General features: G+C 49.2%; 15 protein-coding genes and 1 riboswitch. Of the genes, 2 read left to right on the top strand and 13 right to left on the bottom strand.

Annotated features, from left to right (window positions below):
- Positions 1-9: 9 nt before the first annotated feature.
- The 5 genes from LQV63_RS02510 to LQV63_RS02490 form a co-directional block, all read right to left on the bottom strand.
- Complete coding sequence (locus LQV63_RS02510; protein WP_233695511.1) at positions 10-402, bottom strand: MarR family winged helix-turn-helix transcriptional regulator; 393 nt, start codon at positions 400-402, stop codon at positions 10-12.
- Between the two features lie 251 nt (positions 403-653).
- Entirely contained in the window at positions 654-1,199 is a 546-nt protein-coding gene (locus LQV63_RS02505) for a pyruvate kinase (protein ID WP_233695510.1), read from the bottom strand.
- 124 nt (positions 1,200-1,323) lie between these two features.
- On the bottom strand, positions 1,324-2,010 hold the full coding sequence (locus LQV63_RS02500) for a hypothetical protein (RefSeq protein WP_233695509.1): 687 nt from the start codon (positions 2,008-2,010) through the stop codon (positions 1,324-1,326).
- A 499-nt stretch (positions 2,011-2,509) separates the two neighbouring features.
- Entirely contained in the window at positions 2,510-2,935 is a 426-nt protein-coding gene (locus LQV63_RS02495) for a hypothetical protein (protein ID WP_233695508.1), read from the bottom strand.
- 291 nt (positions 2,936-3,226) lie between these two features.
- Complete coding sequence (locus LQV63_RS02490; protein ID WP_233695507.1) at positions 3,227-3,409, bottom strand: RING finger protein; 183 nt, start codon at positions 3,407-3,409, stop codon at positions 3,227-3,229.
- Positions 3,410-3,636: 227 nt separating this feature from the next.
- Here LQV63_RS02490 and LQV63_RS02485 point away from each other — a divergent pair, with 227 nt between their 5' ends.
- Positions 3,637-4,500, top strand: coding sequence for a DegV family protein (locus LQV63_RS02485; protein WP_233695506.1), 864 nt, complete (start codon positions 3,637-3,639; stop codon positions 4,498-4,500).
- A gap of 97 nt (positions 4,501-4,597) precedes the next feature.
- On the opposite strand, the gene LQV63_RS02480 is transcribed toward LQV63_RS02485, so the two are convergent.
- The 5 genes from LQV63_RS02480 to LQV63_RS02460 form a co-directional block, all read right to left on the bottom strand.
- Positions 4,598-6,901: an Ig-like domain-containing protein gene (locus tag LQV63_RS02480; RefSeq protein WP_233695505.1), complete on the bottom strand. Its 2,304-nt coding sequence runs from the start codon at positions 6,899-6,901 to the stop codon at positions 4,598-4,600.
- A gap of 120 nt (positions 6,902-7,021) precedes the next feature.
- A complete protein-coding gene (locus tag LQV63_RS02475; protein ID WP_233695564.1) occupies positions 7,022-7,975 on the bottom strand; it encodes a Gfo/Idh/MocA family protein in 954 nt (317 codons plus the stop codon).
- Positions 7,976-8,032: 57 nt separating this feature from the next.
- A complete protein-coding gene (locus tag LQV63_RS02470; protein WP_233695504.1) occupies positions 8,033-9,583 on the bottom strand; it encodes an extracellular solute-binding protein in 1,551 nt (516 codons plus the stop codon).
- A 5-nt stretch (positions 9,584-9,588) separates the two neighbouring features.
- Positions 9,589-10,464: a carbohydrate ABC transporter permease gene (locus LQV63_RS02465; RefSeq protein WP_233695503.1), complete on the bottom strand. Its 876-nt coding sequence runs from the start codon at positions 10,462-10,464 to the stop codon at positions 9,589-9,591.
- A gap of 17 nt (positions 10,465-10,481) precedes the next feature.
- Complete coding sequence (locus LQV63_RS02460; RefSeq protein WP_233695502.1) at positions 10,482-11,453, bottom strand: ABC transporter permease; 972 nt, start codon at positions 11,451-11,453, stop codon at positions 10,482-10,484.
- 103 nt (positions 11,454-11,556) lie between these two features.
- Here LQV63_RS02460 and LQV63_RS31685 point away from each other — a divergent pair, with 103 nt between their 5' ends.
- A complete protein-coding gene (locus LQV63_RS31685) occupies positions 11,557-13,896 on the top strand; it encodes a helix-turn-helix domain-containing protein (protein WP_233695501.1) in 2,340 nt (779 codons plus the stop codon).
- A gap of 997 nt (positions 13,897-14,893) precedes the next feature.
- On the opposite strand, the gene LQV63_RS02450 is transcribed toward LQV63_RS31685, so the two are convergent.
- The 3 genes from LQV63_RS02450 to LQV63_RS02440 form a co-directional block, all read right to left on the bottom strand.
- Complete coding sequence (locus LQV63_RS02450) at positions 14,894-16,240, bottom strand: nucleobase:cation symporter-2 family protein (RefSeq protein ID WP_019425113.1); 1,347 nt, start codon at positions 16,238-16,240, stop codon at positions 14,894-14,896.
- Positions 16,237-16,833: a xanthine phosphoribosyltransferase gene (locus LQV63_RS02445; RefSeq protein ID WP_233695500.1), complete on the bottom strand. Its 597-nt coding sequence runs from the start codon at positions 16,831-16,833 to the stop codon at positions 16,237-16,239. The genes LQV63_RS02450 and LQV63_RS02445 overlap by 4 nt, the downstream gene beginning before the upstream one ends.
- A gap of 328 nt (positions 16,834-17,161) precedes the next feature.
- A riboswitch (purine riboswitch) is annotated at positions 17,162-17,262 on the bottom strand.
- A 143-nt stretch (positions 17,263-17,405) separates the two neighbouring features.
- Positions 17,406-18,956, bottom strand: coding sequence for an ABC-F family ATP-binding cassette domain-containing protein (locus LQV63_RS02440; protein ID WP_019425111.1), 1,551 nt, complete (start codon positions 18,954-18,956; stop codon positions 17,406-17,408).
- Positions 18,957-19,139 lie beyond the last annotated feature (183 nt).

Below are 19,139 nucleotides of genomic sequence, written 5' to 3'. Positions count from 1 at the left end.
ACCAAAGGTTTAATCGTGATTCACTCCCGATTGGGAAGCATTCAGCTTGTGCAGCAAACGAAGCAATGTCATCTGTTCATCTGTAGTCAAAGGCTGCAGCATAGAGCTTACCGTTGTCTCATAAATGGACCATGCCTGATTTAAGATATCCTCCCCTGCCGGAGTAAAATAAACCAGCACGCGTCTTCGATCTGCTTTATCAAGCGCGCGGCGGACCATTCCATCCCGTTCCAACCCTCTCAGCAATCCGCTAATATTGGCCCGCGTGACGGCCAAATCATCCCCCAACTCGGAGGGCAGCGCCGGACTCCCATGCTGCTGCAGAGCATACAACAGACATAGCCGTCCTAACGTAAGACCAAGCGGGGCCAATTGTTCTTCGAGCTGGCGAACCAGCGACACATTTGTCTTATATGAGGTTAGAAACAATTTTACGGGTATGATCGGTTCTTTGAACGGGTCATATTTTATGATGGAAAATCAGTCCCTTCACACATAATTAAGCACTTAATTATTTGCCGATTAATATTAAACCTCTAACTCACTCTTGTCAACAACGTGGAGTGACCTTGTGCAGTATCCAATAGGCAAGAAAATCACTGCGCTCGACGAGAAACCCAGTCACTTAAAGTTTATTATGATGATTTATTTCATTAAAATGTTGATTCTCCTTCAGTTAATCCATACCATTTTAGTGTGTACCCGTCTCGATAACGCTGATAGGCTCTCTCAATCAGTAAGTCGTCTTCAAATTGAATATATCCCGCTAAATATAACGCCTTCAAATAATCTTCGAACTCTTCATTTCCAAGTTTCATGTTTTCTTCTTCTATCCCGCAAAATATGCTTGTTTCAAGAGCCAATAAGAATGACATCCCTTGCATTGTACCCCCGGACATATAGATATTATCCTCTGAGTTAATAATAGAGTTGATTCCATTGGGTTTATAACATTCTAAATATTCATCAGGATTAAGCTTAAGAAGTTCCTTAATTCCTCGTTCGTCTCGGAATATATAGGCTTTCACAACCGTGTCAAAATTAGCATGCAGATCTCTTCTTAATCCAGCAAAACATTCAATACTAACTTCCTTAGCAAAATATTTTTGTTTGTACAAGCATTCAATGTCTTTTAGAGTGAAAGGATTCGGGATATTTAATGTTAAATATTTTTCGTATAACTTATGAATATCAATCATGTATTGACTCCTCTTCAGTCATATCGTATTGTTCTAAAATTAGGTGAGAAGGTTCTAGAACACTTTATATTTTCCACATTTTATTGAGGGCTTAGTCAAAATTTTCTCATTTCTTTTATCTTTTTTATCCTAAAAAAGAATTTGTTCCGTAAAAGATATAACTTGTTCGGTATGTGCTGTAGTCGTCCCCACTATGATAATGATCATAATATAGAGTGTCGTTAGTTCCAGTTTGCCAATGATTTTCAGGTCCTACAAATTTCCCTTGCCCTACTCTCATGGCAAGACCTTTCGCATCCTTATCGCTTACTGCCCATACTTCGTTATGAATACTCGCTTTTAACCATAATTCAGCTTCGCCTTCCCCTAATGGTTTTCCGATAAGCAAAGGTTCTTTGTTTCCATTTCGAGATTTGGCTACATAAAATCTAGGTTTGTCTTCTTTTTTACTTTTGCTGATTGCTTCCGCCATTTCATTGACAAAAGCATATGTTTCTCCAGCCAATTCAATCGTGACAATTGTGACGGCCGCTCCTGCTGTTAACCAACCTATTAATTGTCCAATTCCCCAACCTATCCATGGAAGCGCTGGAACAACAAACATACTATCATTTCCATGCGAATCAGGGTAATCTGAAATATCCGTTCGTGATGAGTTATCGTCCTTTAATTCTATCTGACTGTGATTAAATTGCAAATCGGCTTGCGCATTTAATGCATATGTGTGCGTAGCAGTTAAGAAAAAGATAAGGAATGCAGCAACCATTGCAGTCTTGCGAATTAGAGATTGAAAGAAAGATTTTTTTCTCATCGTTTTACGCTCCTACATTTTATTAGCTCTAGTACCCTCTCAAACAATTTCAAAATTCAGCCTCCCTAACGCCTAACATAATGAGGTAAATTTATCTTTTTATTACACAATATATATAATATAACCAAAACTTGTTAATGAAGCAAGATATTTTTTTCATCTCTAGATTTTCTAAAATATATATTCACTCTCCTTTTATAGATTTTTTTTGCTTTTATCCGCTACAAAGATGGCTTGGCTATCCTCACTTAAGTCCACTAAAGAAGCAATTTATTCGGAGTATCTGATTTACACAACAAAAAAGACGACTTTTATTCATTTTTTGAATGAGAAGCCGCCTTTTTTTCATCGTTTGTCGGTTTTGAATCATCGGACTCACCCGTTTTGATACCTTATTATGCAAAAAAAAGGTACAGCCTCCTCATAAATTGAGAAGCTATACCTTTTTCTGGTTCTGGAAAAGATGATGATGCCATTTTTTCCAGGCAGTTCAAAACGATTAGTGTGTTGCTTCAATATTGCCGCGTACCGACTTACCTTTGTTGGTGATCAGGAAATAATACTTATTATTTTTTTCGACATTAAATGTTTTTACATACTCGTCTCTAGTGTTGCCATCTACAACGACAGAGCCATACGTTTCCCAACCGTCATCGTTTACTTGCACTAAAGTATATTTGACTTCGGTGGCGCTACTTCTGTCGCCTTTTTGCGTAACATATAATTTCACCTTATTGCTAGCTGCATAGAAAGTTCCGCTTTTATCCTTTTCATCTCTGCTTAGTTCGAATCCGTAACCATAGGATGCCAGCGTCCCAAATTCACTTGCTTGATTTTGCGGAGCGGCACTTGCGTTGTGGGCGAATACCGGACTGGCCGAAACCAACATGCACAGTGCGGAAATGGTAAGAATCATCTTTTTCATAAGCTATCATTCTCCTTTATTGTTTATAGTTAGTGAAGTGTACACTTCCTTGTACTATTGTAATAAATTAGTTTAACAATTTTAACTAGACTGTTATTACATTTCCCGGTGGTTTAATGACGTCTTTTGTTAACATCGTCTGATAATGCCGATATTTTTCTGCAATATTTCCAAATAAATTCCAGTCTCAATCTAGCGTGAAAGGCATTTGGGAGATGGTTCGAACTTCGTCTTAACCTATGGCAAAAGACGGCCAATGGCCGTCTTCACTCGTTTTCGCTCACCTTGACTTTATGATGCGTCAATCCGTTCCTGAGCTGCATTGAAACACTTTTTGCACACCTTCAGCGCCGTGCCGTTCCCCTTCGTTCGCGTGTAGAGCAGCTTGATGCGGGTGCTGCTGCAGACCGGACATGTTCCTCGTCCGTGCGACGGCATGTTCCACAATGCTTTGCCGCGTTTGTTCTTCGCCATGAACTTCTCTCTCCCTTTTGCACTAGATCGTAATATGAATGCAGACTTGCATCCTTTCTCTACTTGTATGAGCGCTGCCTTCGTAATATTCATACACTGATGAACGGCTTCCGTCAGTCCGTACGACAAGGTCAAAGTGCATACAATCAGCTGTACAATTCTTCATGGAAGTTGCAGCATCTCATGTTATGATAGAAGAAACAATCCGTATGAGGAGCGTAGATCAGATGACTATTCATATTCTTACAGACAGCGCAATCGACATGCCTCATTCCATCGTTGAACAGTTGGGCATTACGGTAATGCCGATCGTTGTGACCATAGATAGCGATCAATTCGAGGACGGCGTCACCATACTGCCGAAACAGATGTTCGATGGCATGCGGAATGGTCTCGTATATAAGACATCTCAAGTGCCGCTGGAACGGTTCAAAGAAACGTTCGAGGCGCTCGCGAAGGCAGGAGATGAGGCGGTATACATCGCTTTTTCTTCCGAGCTTTCCGGGACGTATGCTTCCTCGCGCATGATGCTTGAAATGGTGCAGGAAGAATATCCTTCCTTCGCCTGCGATATTATCGACACTAAATGCGCATCGCTAGGCTTCGGGCTCGTCGTGCATCAAGCGGCGCTCTGGGTGCGCGAAGGTCTGTCCAGAGCAGAGATCACGTCTCGAACCGAACTGCTCGCGAAGCAGATGGAGCACGTGTTCACCGTTGACGACCTGGAATATTTGTACCGCGGCGGGCGGGTCAGCAAGTCGTCCGCAGTAATCGGCGGACTGTTGAACATTAAGCCGGTATTGGATGTGGAGGATGGCAAGCTAATCCCAATCGATAAAGTGCGAGGCAGAAAAAAATCGATTATACGCCTTGCCGACCTGTTGGGAGAGCGTGCTAATTTGGAGGATAAAGAGCAGCTTATCGGCATCGCTCATGGTGACGACGAGGAAGCGTTGGAATCGTTGAAGCAGATGATTCAAGAACGCTTTGGCCTGAACAATTTCATTACCAGCTCCATCGGATGCGCCATCGGCGCTCACTCGGGACCAGGTACGCTGGCGTTATTTTTCAGAAACAAATCATACAAATAAATGGTACGCAGGCTGCTACATATGAACTGAACATCCCCCCGCAGACGAAGGAGCGGCCTCACCATAGGCCGCTCCTCATCTTACACTCCCACCTTCGCTATCGCAAAGGGCTTCCTGACGTCGTTTCATCCGTATATATCCGTACGGAATGCGGGCGGTCGTGCGCTTGGGCCCAATAATACGAGGCAGCCGCGATCCGATCTGGCTTGAACCCCACCAGCAGACCGGGAGCCAATGCTTCGGAAGTGGCGGTGTAGAAGCCGGCTGCATCCGTTGCCCCTTGCTGGTACTTGCCAGAAGCGAATTCGAAGCGTCCGTATACCGCCGCAGTCACCGGCACGTTAGTCTCCGCATCGACCACTTGAAGCGTCACCTTCACTTTGCCGTTATTTACCGCAGCCGCCATGCTGCCGATAACCATCGGCTTTAAATCCGTCGCTCCCGTCATTGCGCAGCTCTCACCGGACATCGGGCCGACATTGCCTGCAAGGTCGACGGCGGCGACGCGATAACAGTACGTCGTATTCGGGAGCAATCCGACATCCTTGTACGACAACCCTCGTACTTGAGCCTCGTATCCGTCAGGATCGGGTATGAAGCCAGCTTCCGTTCCGCGATAAATCAAATACCCGCTCACTTCCTGATTGTCGGACGCTCTATCGAAGCGGAGCGTAATCTGCTCGTAATCGAGCTCCTCAGCTTGAAGATTTCCAGGCTGAGCAGGCGGCTCCGAGTCCGGCGGCGGATTCCAAGCATAACGGTTCCGGCTCCAATCGGATGGCAGCTCCCTGTACGAGTCGTAATGATGCACGGCAACGCCTGCAAAAGAGGAATACGCCGCAAAGGCGTCGTACACCAGAGCCAACTCCGCTTCCATCGCCACACGCCCCTCTTCCCGGAACGTTATCGTTTCAGGGTCACCGCTGCTGGCGACATCGAGCGTTTCGACCCCGATGACGACCGAATTCACCTTCCCGATGGACTCCGCATAATCCAGCTCGTTCTGCGCCCCTGCGATAATGCCCGCACTGCCGGATGCTGTATCGCGGTAATCCATAATACTAATATAATCGCTTATATCCTGGATGTGCTCGGATAACGGCTTCACCGTTCCCTTCCACTCCACCGCCTTCGTGTTGACATTCGTATCGTACCACCGGGGAATGGCTGGTCCGAAGGCGATTTTCGTTTTGGACACATCCACCCTGCTCTTCATCGTATCCATGAGCATTAAATATTGCTGCTGCAAAAAAGGGGCTCTGTCTGCGAAATCAGGCAATATATAAGGCTCGATATCAATATTGACGCCGTCGAACCGAGCGGCCTCATCTGCTGCCAAGTTATAATTGATGACGCTTTCAATTTCGCGGACCGCATCGTCATGATACTGCGGATAGACGGCAATATAAGGCGGTGATGTCCCGCCGGCAATTAACGCATGAACCTGAAATCCCTGTTCATGCGACCACTCTACGAATTCCTCCACCTGTGCCGACTCATCCTCGAGCATTTCCATACCGGCATATTTGCCAGTCGCGTAATAGAGCGTCGTCACGGGCTGAGAGGGGAACGTAGTCGTATCGTTCGCAAATTGCTCCAGCACGTCGCGGGAGCCCGGATTGAGCAGCAAGGTGTACGACGACGGCTCCCAGATCCACATGGCGCGGTCCTGACGCGGCAAGACGGCATGCTCTTCTTCCGCACCATTGTCCTCCTCTTCGGACTCGGTCTTCACGTACGTGGTTAAGCTCATCCCGATATTTCCGACACTGTCTGTTGCCCTTGCTTGGATGGCGTAGACGAGACGTTCATCATTGGGTGGATTCCAGTGAAATTCATATCCGCCATCCGTCTGCTGGGCCGTCTGCCACGGCTGTCCAGTCACTCTCACTTCGACACTCGCCACCGGATTCTTGCTGTCTACCGACACCCGTACCTTCACCTGTCCGCTTACGACTTCTCCATCCGCTGGTCCGGTTACCCTCACCTTCGGCTTGCTGAGGGGCGGATTGTCTACCGAGACGGTTATGAACGGTGACCATACACCATATCGAGTTGCAGCATCATTGCCGCGAGCCACGATTTCCATATCCCCGTCATAAGCGGAAGCGTCCCATGTCGCTGTCCATGTTCCCGCATGCGGGCCAAGGGTCGGGATCATTTGCGTACCGACTGTCTCACGGCCCGCCACGGACAGCACGACGTTATACACACCGTCATAACTCCCGGTGATGATGAAGCGCTTGCCCTCCGTTTCCTGAACCTGATCGATGGTGATGAAGGATTTCCCTGCGCTCAGACCCGCACTAGGCATCGCAGACACCACCGTTGTCAACAATAGAACCGCACAGCACATTACCTGCACAACAACGCTAAGGCATTTTACGGTACTACGCTTCATCTGAATCACGCTCCACGTTATAGAGGTTGTTAACACTCAATTAATGAGGTTGTTTACCACTTCCCCATTGCATAACGAGGCAGGACGGGAGCAAATTCGGCTGCTTTGTTAAACTCGTGATTATAAATGCACGATCCTGCCTGTTTGTCGGCTCTCATTAGCCGCTTCAATAAAACGGATAATTTCCAGCGTTTCACTCAGCTCGACGGGAACGGCTCCCGTTCGGAACATGGCCATTACCTGCTCCAGCATGCTGGCGTAATACGGTTTGGCGTGTGCGTACACATCGACGTACACCGTCGCTTTCTTCGTATGGACAGTGCCGCCGAACTTGCGGTTCCCTACACGGTTGCCGCGCAGTGTGCCGATTCGGCCGTCTGCCCATTCGCCGATGACCATGTCATACCCTTCGCTGGATGCGGCACGGACACTGCGGCAGCCTCGGCCCAGCAAAGCATACAGCATATCCGCCGTATGAATGCCGTACCAGAACAAGCCCGGCTGAGTAGGCTCCAGGTCCATCGGGCCGAAGCAATCCGCCCCGACGATCCCGTCCGGCGCTACATCCCGCAAGCACTGCGCAATGCCTTCCGCGAAGCGGACCGCCGAACAGCTCATAACGGTCACGCCCGCCCGTTCCGCCGTCTCCGCAATCATCTCCGCATCCGCCCTGCATACCGCGAGCGGCTTGTCGATGAACACCGGCTTGCCGTAATCGGCGATGCGCGCGAACAGCTCGCTATGAACGCGCCCGTCCACGGCTTCCAGCAGAATCGCGTCACAGCGCTCAGCCACCGCTTCGGGTGAAGACGCAATCTCAACGCCGTACGATTCGGCCAGCTTCTCCGCAAAGCCTCTGACCCGGTTGATGCTCATGCCGAAATCGGGCGAGCCGCCCGGATACGCGATGGTCACCGCACCGCCCTGAACATGATGCGGATGCTCCTTATTGTTCAATAGCTCCGTGAAGTCGACCGCATGAGAGGTGTCGGTGCCGACAATACCGATGCGCAACCACTCCCGAGAATGCACCGAATCGAACACCGCCTTCTTATTTGCACTACTGTGGTTCATCATGACAATAAGCCCCCCCTGTTCTCCTGTTCGTATCAATTGGTCCTGATCTATCTGTCATTTGAGCTGCAACTCAGCAGCACGCGCATACGCCTGCTTATAAATATCGAGCAGCTTCTGCAGTCCGAGATTTTCCGCCTCCTTTACATATTGATCCCAATCGGATAGGGGGCGCGTGCCCAGAATAAACTTGGCGATATTTTCGCTCCGATGCTTCTTGACCGCTTCGCCGGTCAAAGCGAGCACCTCCGTCTCCTGCTCATTGAACGCTGGCTTCGGCTGCAGCTTCGCATCGAACTTGCGCGCTTGTTCGTAAGCCTTCTGCAAATCCTCCGATGCGAGGGCGAGCTGGGAATCATAATCGATCCATGTATAAGCGCCGTTCGTCGCGATGCCCGTCTTTGACCGCAAATCAACCGCATCGGCGAAGTCAGCCTTGAACTTGCGCGTGCCGCCCTCCGTCGTGAACGTTTCGCCTTCTTTCCCCCAGCTCGCGATGACACGAGCTTCCTCGGAATAGAAGAAATCCATATACTTCATGACATCTGTGATGTGAGATGAAGTGGAGGCAACAGTCAGCCCAGTCTCCAGCGTGTGCAAGTACGGATTGAATTGCTTCGCGCCCGCCCAGCCGGCAGGCGGCTCCATGAAGGCCAGATTGAATGACGGGTCGTCCTTGCGCAGCGGGATATTGAAGAAATCAATCCGGCTGATGTAATCGACCGTGATGAACGCTTTGTTCGTCGACACGATATCCTGCCACTGCTTCGTCTGGATGGACAGCCAATCCGGCGGAATGAGACCGTCCTTGTACATCCGATGCATTGCTTCTACCAATTTTTTATAATTATCTTGAATCGGACCGTATTCCCACTCCTTCGAGCCGAAATGGTAATAGATGTCGCCGCCCGTCTCAAAGTTCTCCGCCAAGTTGACGAAAATACCCAATTCTTCGCCGAACCGGAAGCTGAACGGGTAACTGTCCGGATATAGCGTCTTCAATTGTTTTGCCGCTTCGTACAGCTCGTCGAATGTGGCCGGCGGCTTCAGACCGTGCTTCGCGAACACGTCCTCCCGGTACATCCATATCATCCGGTTCGTCTCCCCGAAGCCTTCATTCGGGAACATGAACAGCTTGCCGTCCGCAGACAACGCCTGCCGCACCATTTCCGGATACTTCTCCATCCACTTCTTGAAGTTCGGCATATCGTCCGTATAATCCAAAATGTTCGCCAACGCCCCCTGCTGACCATACTTGTTGGCAGTCCGGCGATCGGTCATGAACATCAAATCCGGCAAATTGTTCGAGGCGATGACCAGATTTAACGTATCGGCCAGCTTCCCCGACGGGAGCTGCACGCGAAGGGATACTCCGGTCTTCTCTTCAATCCATTTCCATATCGGCCAATCCTTCTTATACGGGAAGGTTGGATTCGAATCGATAAGCATCGTAAATATCTTTTTATCAGGCGGATCCCCGCCCTTCTGTGCCATATCCGCGCCGCTCTTCCCGCCTTCCTTCGCACAGCCTGCGAGTGCCAAGGCAAGCAGGCAGCCTGCCATCACTATAGCCGTCCACTTCCGAATGCGTGCCGAACTCTTCTTCATCTGTCTCACCCTTTTACCGCGCCAATGAGCGCGCCCTTCACAAAATATTTTTGCAAGAACGGATATACGAGCAATATCGGCAGTGTCGACACCATAATCGTCGCGTATTTCAACGACTCCTCCACGATGAGTTGATCGCCCCCGATTTGCGTGACGTCCCCCGACATCACTTGACCCGCCAGCACCAGATTACGCAGCAGCACCTGCAGCGGAAACAGCTCTGGATCGCGCAAATACAGCAACGGAAAATAGAAGTTGTTCCAGAGTGATACCGCGTAGAACAAGCCGATCGTGGCGAACGAGGCTTTGGACAGCGGAACCGCGATACGGAAGAACAGGCCGAGGTCGTTCAGACCGTCCATCTTGCCCGACTCTTCAAGCTCCTTCGGAATGTTCGCAAAAAAAGTTCGCATGATGATCAAATTCCACGTGCTTACCGCGCCAGGCAGCACCATCGCCCAGACCGTATCGATGATGCCCAACTCCTTGACGACGAGAAAGGAGGGAATCATGCCGCCGCTGAAGAACATCGTAAATATAATCATTAACGTGAACCCTTTGTTGAACAGCATATCGCTGCGAGATAACGCATATGCCCCCGCTGACGTTATGACAAGCGCGATGCCTGTTCCGAACACGGTGTATATAATCGTATTCAAATAGGACTGCAAAATGGACAGATCGCCTAAAACGAGACTGTACATTTTTAGGTTGAAGCCTTTTGGCCAGAGAAACACTTCGCCTCTCATGACGTATACATCCCCGCTCACGGAGATGACAGCCATATAAATAAACGGATACACTGTAACAACGACGACGATTGCCAGGATGAGCGCATTGATGCATTGAAACAGACTGATTTTTTGGGAAAATTGCCTCATGACGCATGCCACCTCCTTCACCAGATGCTTGTATTGCCGACCCTGCGGCTAATCGTATTGGCTGCTATGACGAAGATAAGGCTAATAATGCCCATGAACAGATCAATCGCCGTCGCGTAGCTGTAGTTGCCTTGCACGAGTCCGACCCGGTACACATAGGTGCCGATAATGTCAGCGGTTTCATAAGTGGCCGGGTTGTAGAGCAGAAACACCTTCTCGAACCCGATCTCAAGCACCTTGCCAATATTCAAAATGAGCAAAATGATAATCGTCGGGCGAATCCCAGGCAAAGTGACATGCCACAGCTTGCGGAATCTTCCCGCTCCGTCCATGTCGGCCGCTTCGTACAGCACCGGGTCGATCGTCGTGAGCGCCGCCAAATAAATGATCGTCTCCCACCCGGCATGCTGCCAAATTTCCGAAGCGACATATACAGTCCGGAACCATTCGGGCTCCATCATCACATTCGCATTGGCCGCGCCGAACCATTTCAGCAGCTCGTGGAGAATGCCCCCAGTCGGCGACAAGAACATCACTACCATCGATGCGACGACCACGTTGGAAATAAAGTGCGGCAAATAGCTGACGGTTTGCACGAAGCGCTTGAAGAACGAATGCTTCACCTCGTTCAACAGCACGGCCAACACAATCGGGGCTGGGAACCCGAACGCCAAATTGTACACACCGAGCAGCAAGGTGTTGCGCATCAGCTTCATGAAATCGGGATTCTCAAAAAACATCCGGTAATACTTCCATCCGACCCAAGCGCTTTCCTGAATGCCTTTGAACAAATTGTAGTCCTTGAACGAGATGACGATACCGAACATCGGGGCGTACTTGAACACGACATAATATAGCAAACAAGGCAGAAACAACAGCCATAAATATTTGGTCTGATTGAGCTTGCGCAGCAGGTTCTTGTCAGACCGGACGCGGATGTGTCTGATTTCGCATATCCTCCTCTCGTGATCATCTCGTAACAACGACATCGTATTCGGAACGGTGCACACTGCCTATCGGCAAAGTTTCGGCTCCATCTGCGAATTTGTTAAAATCCGAACATCGGCATATAAATGAGGAAAAAAGAATATTGTGGAGAACTGCGATCACACCTACCATTATAGTGCGATTCACTTATCGCTCATTGAAAAGGAGGAGCTCATGCCGCGCGCGCTATCGTTCAAATCGATTAAGCCCCAGAGACGTTCCCTGTTCATGCAATTGCTCGCCAGCTTTTTAGTCATCATTTTGCTGCTGCTGTCATTCCACGTGCTGTCGTTTGCATTCTTCCGCTCCCTCATGCAGGAGGAAATCATCCGTTATAATGAAGCTGGCCTGCAGCATGCCGTTGATAACTATGAGCGGCAGCTCGGCATGTTGACAACATCGATGTTAAGTTTATACATGGACGATGCCGTCTCCTCATTTACGCTGAACAACGACCGCATCCGGTACGACATTGCCGACCAGATCCGGATTCAGCTCAAAAAAATGTCAGGCAGCTTCTATCCTTACGTGGACAACATTGCCATTGCGTTCCGCGAACCGAAGCTTGTCATTGAGAAGGACGGAATCAACACACCGGAACAGATGTATGGAAAGTTCTACGCCAGTGCCGACTACTCCCCTTCCTTCTGGATGGAACAGTTCAACCAATCGGAGTCCACTAAGCTGTTCCCAGCAAGAGAATTCTCGGAGAAAGGTATAAGCCAAGCGCTGCGCAAAGGAAATCTTATTCCGCTCGTCGTCAAGAACAAGCTGCAGCGTCATTTTTATGTAAGCGCCTTTCTGAATGCGGACGCGTTCCTTCGCGCCTATCAGCCTCCGGTATCGGATGGATTCGGTATTCTGTCCCCGGATACTAGCTCCCTGTTGTTCGGCACTGCAGAGCATTTCAATACTGCTCAGGCGATGGCCGCTTATCAGAGGGACAAAGAATATGTACACGATGGAGACCTGTTTTTCTTCTACTTAAAAGGACCAGTTACCGGCTCCGTATATGTGAATGTCATCTCTGCATCCAGTCTCTCGGCTCAAATCGCCAAGCTTAATTGGATGCTGATCGGCATTCTAGCGCTTGTTCTCGTTATCGGATTGGCGGCTTCCATCTGGTTCAGCATGCGTATTCATCAACCGATTCGCAGTCTCCTGCGGACAATCCAATTGAAACGCGCGGACGCTCTCAAATACAAAGGGATTATGGAGTTAGAGGAAATCGGTTCAAACGTACAACAGCTGCTCATGAGCAATCAGAGCATGAATCGCGATCTGATGCGGAAAAACTCCCTGCTGCGCCACTATTTCTATACGAACAAGCTGAAAATGATACATACGCGAAGCGCTGATTTTCAGGAACTGCTGCAGGAAGAACGCCCATACCGTCTGGCACTGTTCAAGCTGTATCGGAAGCAGAGCCACGACTGGACGTCCGAAGCTTCCACAGGACGCACTGCCTATTTCGTGATGGAATTCATCCAATCGTCTTTATCCGCCAAATACGAGGAAGCGCTCGTTTTTCAGATGGAACGAGATCAGATTATCGCACTGGTTATGCTGCGCGAAGAGGAAGAGCCACTTGAGGAGGCCGTCCACACACTTAAGCAGGTTTTCGACCACGATAAAGAATATTTGTTCTTTACGATCGCCATCAGCTCCGCATATGCCTCATCCGCCGAATTCAACGCTGCTTACGAGGAAACGATCTGCATGGAGCGGCAGCGCCTGTTTCATGAGGAAACAGAGCTCATCCGCGTGTCATTGCCGCAGAGTGAGATATCCATGACGGGTCAGGAGGAGCAACAGCTGAACGCCGTGCTGGTGAGCGGGAACGAGGATGCGCTGAAGTCTTGGTTAGATAAAATAATGCGCAGATTCCATGAGATGCGTGCGACGGGAGAAGACGTACAACGGTTCACGGATGATTGCATTCAAGCCGTGTACAAAGGTCTCTCTGCCCTCAATTTGCCGACGGAAGCGCTAAAGGCGAAGTTTGCTGACTGGGACCATGTAAAAAGAGGATACCACTTGGGCAGGCTGCATGACTATCTGCTCGCCTTTCTGCATGATGCCGCCGCTCTGATTGCCCAGAGCCTGCATGAGGAGGACGCGGTGACGAAGTTCGTGAAGCAATATATTGAAGAGCATTACGGGGAGGACATTTCGCTCGATACCATCGCCGATGAACTGCAGTTGACCAGCGGGTACGTATCCACGTACTTTAAAGAAAAGACCGGCATGAAATTCAGCCAATATGTGAACGACATGCGAATCAGACAGGCGAAGCGGCTGCTGCGGCAGCCAGAACTGAAAATCCTTGATGTGGCGGCGCGTGTCGGTTACCACAACGTGAATTCATTTATACGCATGTTCAAAAACACAACCGGCCTCAGCCCCGGTGAATACCGCAAAAAAATCGACGCGATGCCCGACTGATCGAACGCTATCCTGTTCACCAGCTGCCATGCCCCTGTTGTTTCCAGGACCGCTGCCCGCGGTTCTTTTTTTCGTTTCACAACATGACTCATGTTGCTTGGCAGCACAACCACCTCATCATCTCAATATCTCAACATCTCAGTATCCCGCACCTAAGCACCTAAGCACCAAAGCATCCCTGCACCTTACCGCCCCCCTCCAATACTACTTTGATACGCTCTGCCCTTTCCTCAGAATCCCCCACGCCTCGCACATTGAAATCATGCAACCATTTCTCAGTTTATCAACTTAGCTCCACACTCCCTTTACCTCAGGAACACTCCACTTCCGGGCCAATGAATGCAACCTGTTCCTTGTTCATCATCCTAGCTACACTCTACCGTCACCTCAGAAACTCCAACTTCCCATACGCTGGATGCACCCTTTCTCAGCTCATCATCTTTGATTCTAGCTTCACCCTGCCCTTTACCTCACTCAGAATTATCCTTTCTATGTGCAGAGCTGTTTCCCTGTGATTCACTACCCCCATTTGGCAGAATCCAACTCGTTGATTAAAGCTTCTGAGCTACAGGGAGATTGGGCAAAGACTAAATAGACACGATAATTGTCTTTTACACGAATCTATATACGGGGTAAAATGTCGAGAAAATGGTCCAGATAGAGAAAGCTTGTGTGGTTCTTTAAAGCTTGAAAAAATCGGTTTCTTTCCGAGGAAATTCACGCACATCCTGTCGGCCATTGGAAAATATACAGTGTTAACACCATTTCAAGCAGAGGTATTATCATTCCACTGGAAATCATCCAGTCAAATCACGCCTTTTTTCCTAATATAGTGGTTTAAGGCTGTTTCTGTTGGATCATTTCCAATGAAAAACGCCGCCACGGTAATTGAATCAAATTACATTGGACAGATTCCAACGGACGGGATGAGTGCTGAGCAATACAAATATAGCCCGTCCTCCTCAGAGGTACGGGCTGTCCTATACATGTTCCATTCTTATGCTACGTGCGGCTCTTCGTCATGATGAGGTTCCGCATTAGTTGACGGTTGTTTCAATCCGTTAAATAGCAGGTTCAGTATGAGCGCCGTAAACGTACCGGCCACGATGCCGTTGTCTGTCAGTATGCGCATTGTTTCTGGCAAGCTCTCGAATATTTCGGGGACGACCGTAACGCCGAGTCCCATACCGACCGAGCAAGCGATAATGATTAAGTTCTCGTGGCGGTTCATATCGACCTGCGAACCGAGCATTCGGAGACCGCTCGAGACGACCATGCCGAACATGGCGACCATAGCCCCGCCCAATACAGAGTGCGGGATAAGCTGCGCTAAGGCTGCGAACTTCGGCACGAAACCCAGCAACACGAGCAGGCCGCCGGCCACGACGATAACATCGCGCGTCTTCACACGGCTCATCTGGATGAGGCCGACGTTCTGCGAGTATGTCGTGTAAGGGAAGGCATTGAACACGCCGCCGATCATGATCGCGAGCCCTTCCGCACGATAGCCGCGCGCCAAATCCTTGCCGTCCAGATCCCGGTTTAATATTTTGCCGAGCGCCATGAATACGCCGGTCGATTCAGCGATATTGACCATTGCGACGATAATCATCGTCAGTACGGCAGTGACATTGAATTTCGGCGCGCCGAAGTAGAATGGCTGCACGGCATGGAACCAGCCCGCTTCCATTACAGGCGTAAAATCAACTTTCCCCATAAACCCTGCAGCGATCGTTCCGACGGCCAATCCGACTAGAATCGATATCGCACGTAGGAAGCCTGTCGATACTTTATTCATAATGACGATGAAAATAAGCACTCCGAAGCCGAGCAGCAAATTTTCCGGACTGCCAAAATCGGGGCTTCCCTGACCGCCCCCCAGATCATTAAAAGCGACCGGTATAAGCGTCACCCCGATAATCGTAACGACCGAACCCGTGACAACCGGAGGGAACAGGCGAATCAGCTTGCCGAACAGACCACCGAACAGAACGACGAACAGGCCCATTGCAATGATGGAGCCGTATATATACGGAATTCCAAAATCACTGCCGATTGCAATCATGGGCGTAACAGCCTGAAACGCGCAGCCGAGTACGACGGGCAGGCCGATGCCCGTGAAGCGATTCGTGAACACCTGCAGCAATGTCGCGATGCCGCACATTAACAGGTCGATTCCAATGAGATAAGTAAGCTGCTCTGATGTGAAACCGAGCGCGCTCCCGACAATAATGGGAACGATGACCGCACCCGCATACATCGCAAGCACGTGCTGCAGACCAAGCGAGAACGTCTGCAGCGGATGGCGGTTGCGCTGGAAGACATGGTTGTCGACCTTGCTCATCGAGCCGGCACCTCCTGCTCCTCTTCCACAAAGCTTACTTTGCCGTCTTGAAGAGAAGCGACGCGTACAAGAGATTCGACCCGGTAGCCAGCGTCAAGCAGCATGCTGCGTCCTGGCTGGAACGACTTCTCGATCACGATGCCGAACCCGACTACGGTAGCGCCGACTTGTTCCACGATGCGCGCCAAACCGGAAGCAGCCTCCCCGTTCGCCAGGAAATCGTCAATAATAAGTACACGATCGTCCGCAGACAAATATTTTTTCGATACGGTTACTTCATTGCTCTCCTGCTTCGTAAAGGAATAGATCTTCTCAACGATAATATCATCACGCAAGGTCAATGATTTCTGCTTGCGGGCAAAGATGAGTGGTACGTTCAGCTCCAAGGCAGCCATAACGCCCGGCGCAATGCCCGAGGATTCTATCGTAAGTACTTTCGTAATCTTTTCTCCCGCATAACGACGAACGAATTCTTTCCCCACTTCGTACATCAACACTGGATCCATCTGATGATTCAAAAAAGAGTCTACTTTCAATACTTGGTTGCTTAGAACTAATCCTTCTTGCATCACTTTATCTTGTAGTTGTTTCACAGAAGGCTCCCCCTTATGTCTTATGTTTGATCTTAAAAGTCTGATTGCGTTCTGCACATCGCGATATACATCCATGCTGCCGGACTCTCATAAATGCACAAAAACCCGATCTATTGATTTCCAAAGTGGAAATAACTAGACCGGGCTAATGAGAAGTCGGAAGCCCCGTTATAAGTATGCGTCACTAAAATCAGCGGGCGCTGTCTCAAACAAGGGCATTCACATTTCCATTAATAATGAACCATATCTCTTGCTAATGAGAGTCAAGAGAAGGATCGTGAATGATGCCGGATGACACGAGCCAATCAGCTCTCTCGTTCAATGTGGCATTCACGTTCAGGTTCCCCGTAGTCCAATCATTTCCGGTGATCGGGTAGAGACGTGCAGGCCTATTCCTGCACATATACGAGAAAAACATCGATATATTGCTCGTTGTTTAATAAAGGCGCCAATTCCTCCTTATTAAACATGCGTGCTATTAATATGTTGTTTGTGTAGTATACATCAAGATATGGTTGAAAGAAAGTAGAAATTTCTGAAAAGAGTCCAGCTTTCTTTCACTTTCCATATCCTTACTGATTCATCGACCACTGTTCGACGTCCCACACCTTTGATATCCATCCTTCATAGAAATCAGGCTCATGGCATACGAGCAGAATGGTGCCTTTATATTCCTTCAATGCACGCTTCAGCTCTTCTTTCGCGACAACGTCTAGATGGTTCGTCGGTTCGTCGAAGACGATCCAGTTGCTTTCGTTCATGAGCAGCGTGCACAGACGCACCTTCGCCTGCTCTCCCCCGCTCAGCATGCGGAGCTGACGGGTAATATGCTCGTTCTTCAATCCACAGCGCGCAAGCGCGGCCCGCACTTCATGCTGGTTCATATGCGGGAAGGCATTCCACACTTCATCAATAGGTGTGCCTGCTGGCGCTTTAACTTCTTGTTCAAAATAGGACGGGTACAAGAAGTCACCCAAGTACACCTCTCCGCCATACGGCTTAATGACGCCCAACATCGTCTTCAGAAGCGTCGATTTACCGACCCCGTTGCAACCGACGATCGCAATTTTGTCACCGCGCTCAATCGAAAAGTTAAGTTCCGGCAGCAGCGCACGATCGTAACCTACCTGTAAGCCCTTCGCCTCTACGACAAGTCGGCCGCTGGCGCGGGATTCCTTGAACACAAACGTCGGCTTGACCGCTTCCTCTGGCCGATCGATTCGTTCCAGCCGATCCAGCTGCTTCTCGCGGCTCTTGGCACGACCGGAAGTCGAATAGCGCGCTTTGTTGCGCTGGATGAAGTCTTCCTGCTTCTTGATAAACTCTTGCTGCTTTTCATAAGCACTAATATGTTGACTTTTATTCATTTCCGCCATATCTAGGAATTTCTCGTAGTTAGCCGTATAACGCGTCAATTTGGCGAATTCCAAATGGTAGATCACGTTCACGACCTTGTTCATAAATTCCGTATCATGGGAAATAAGCACAAAGGCATAGGGATAATTCTGCAAATAACTTGTCAGCCAACCGATATGCTCTACATCCAAATAGTTGGTCGGCTCATCCAAGAGCAGTACATTCGGCTGCTCCAGAAGCAGCTTCGCAAGCAATACCTTCGTCCGCTGTCCGCCGCTTAAGCTCGCTACATCCCGCTCGATGCCGATTGCACCGAGACCGAGGCCGTTCGCCGTTTCTTCCACCTTCACATCCAGCATATAGAAGCCGCTATGATCCAATTCCTCTTGTATCTCGCCCATCCGTTCAAGCAACTGCTCGAGCGTATCCGGATCGGCATCCGCCATCTGATCGGCGATTCCCATCATTTCTTTTTCCATTTCATACAACGGAAGGAATGCGTCCTGCAGCACTTCACGAATCGTCTTGCCCGGCGTAAGCTTCGTATGCTGATCCAAGTAGCCATAACGAACCTTCGGGGTCCACTCGACTTTCCCGTTGTCCTTCAATACTTGTCCTGTCAAAATATTCATTAATGTCGATTTGCCCGCACCATTCGCGCCCACCAGACCGACATGCTCTCCCGGCAGAAGACGGAAGGATACATCATTAAACAGTTCGCGTCCGCCATAGCTGTGACCTAGCTCTTCAACCGTCAATAAACTCATAACGTGTTCAGTTCTCCTATCACAATCATCTAATCTTATTCGTTCCCGTGATGCGTACAACAGGCTGTCCGGAAACGAACACAACTTCCCCGATCCTCCTTTAGAATTGTCAAATTGTCAAGAAAAAGATAAAACAAATAATTATATTTTATATAGTAACTATATTTATTATAGTGTATACTG

The sequence above is a fragment of the Paenibacillus profundus genome (genome assembly GCF_021369635.1).
GTDB classification, from domain to species: Bacteria; Bacillota; Bacilli; order Paenibacillales; family Paenibacillaceae; genus Paenibacillus_B; species Paenibacillus_B profundus.
The sequence above is the reverse complement of the archived record's forward strand: the minus strand, read 5'-3'. Positions and strand labels throughout refer to the sequence as shown.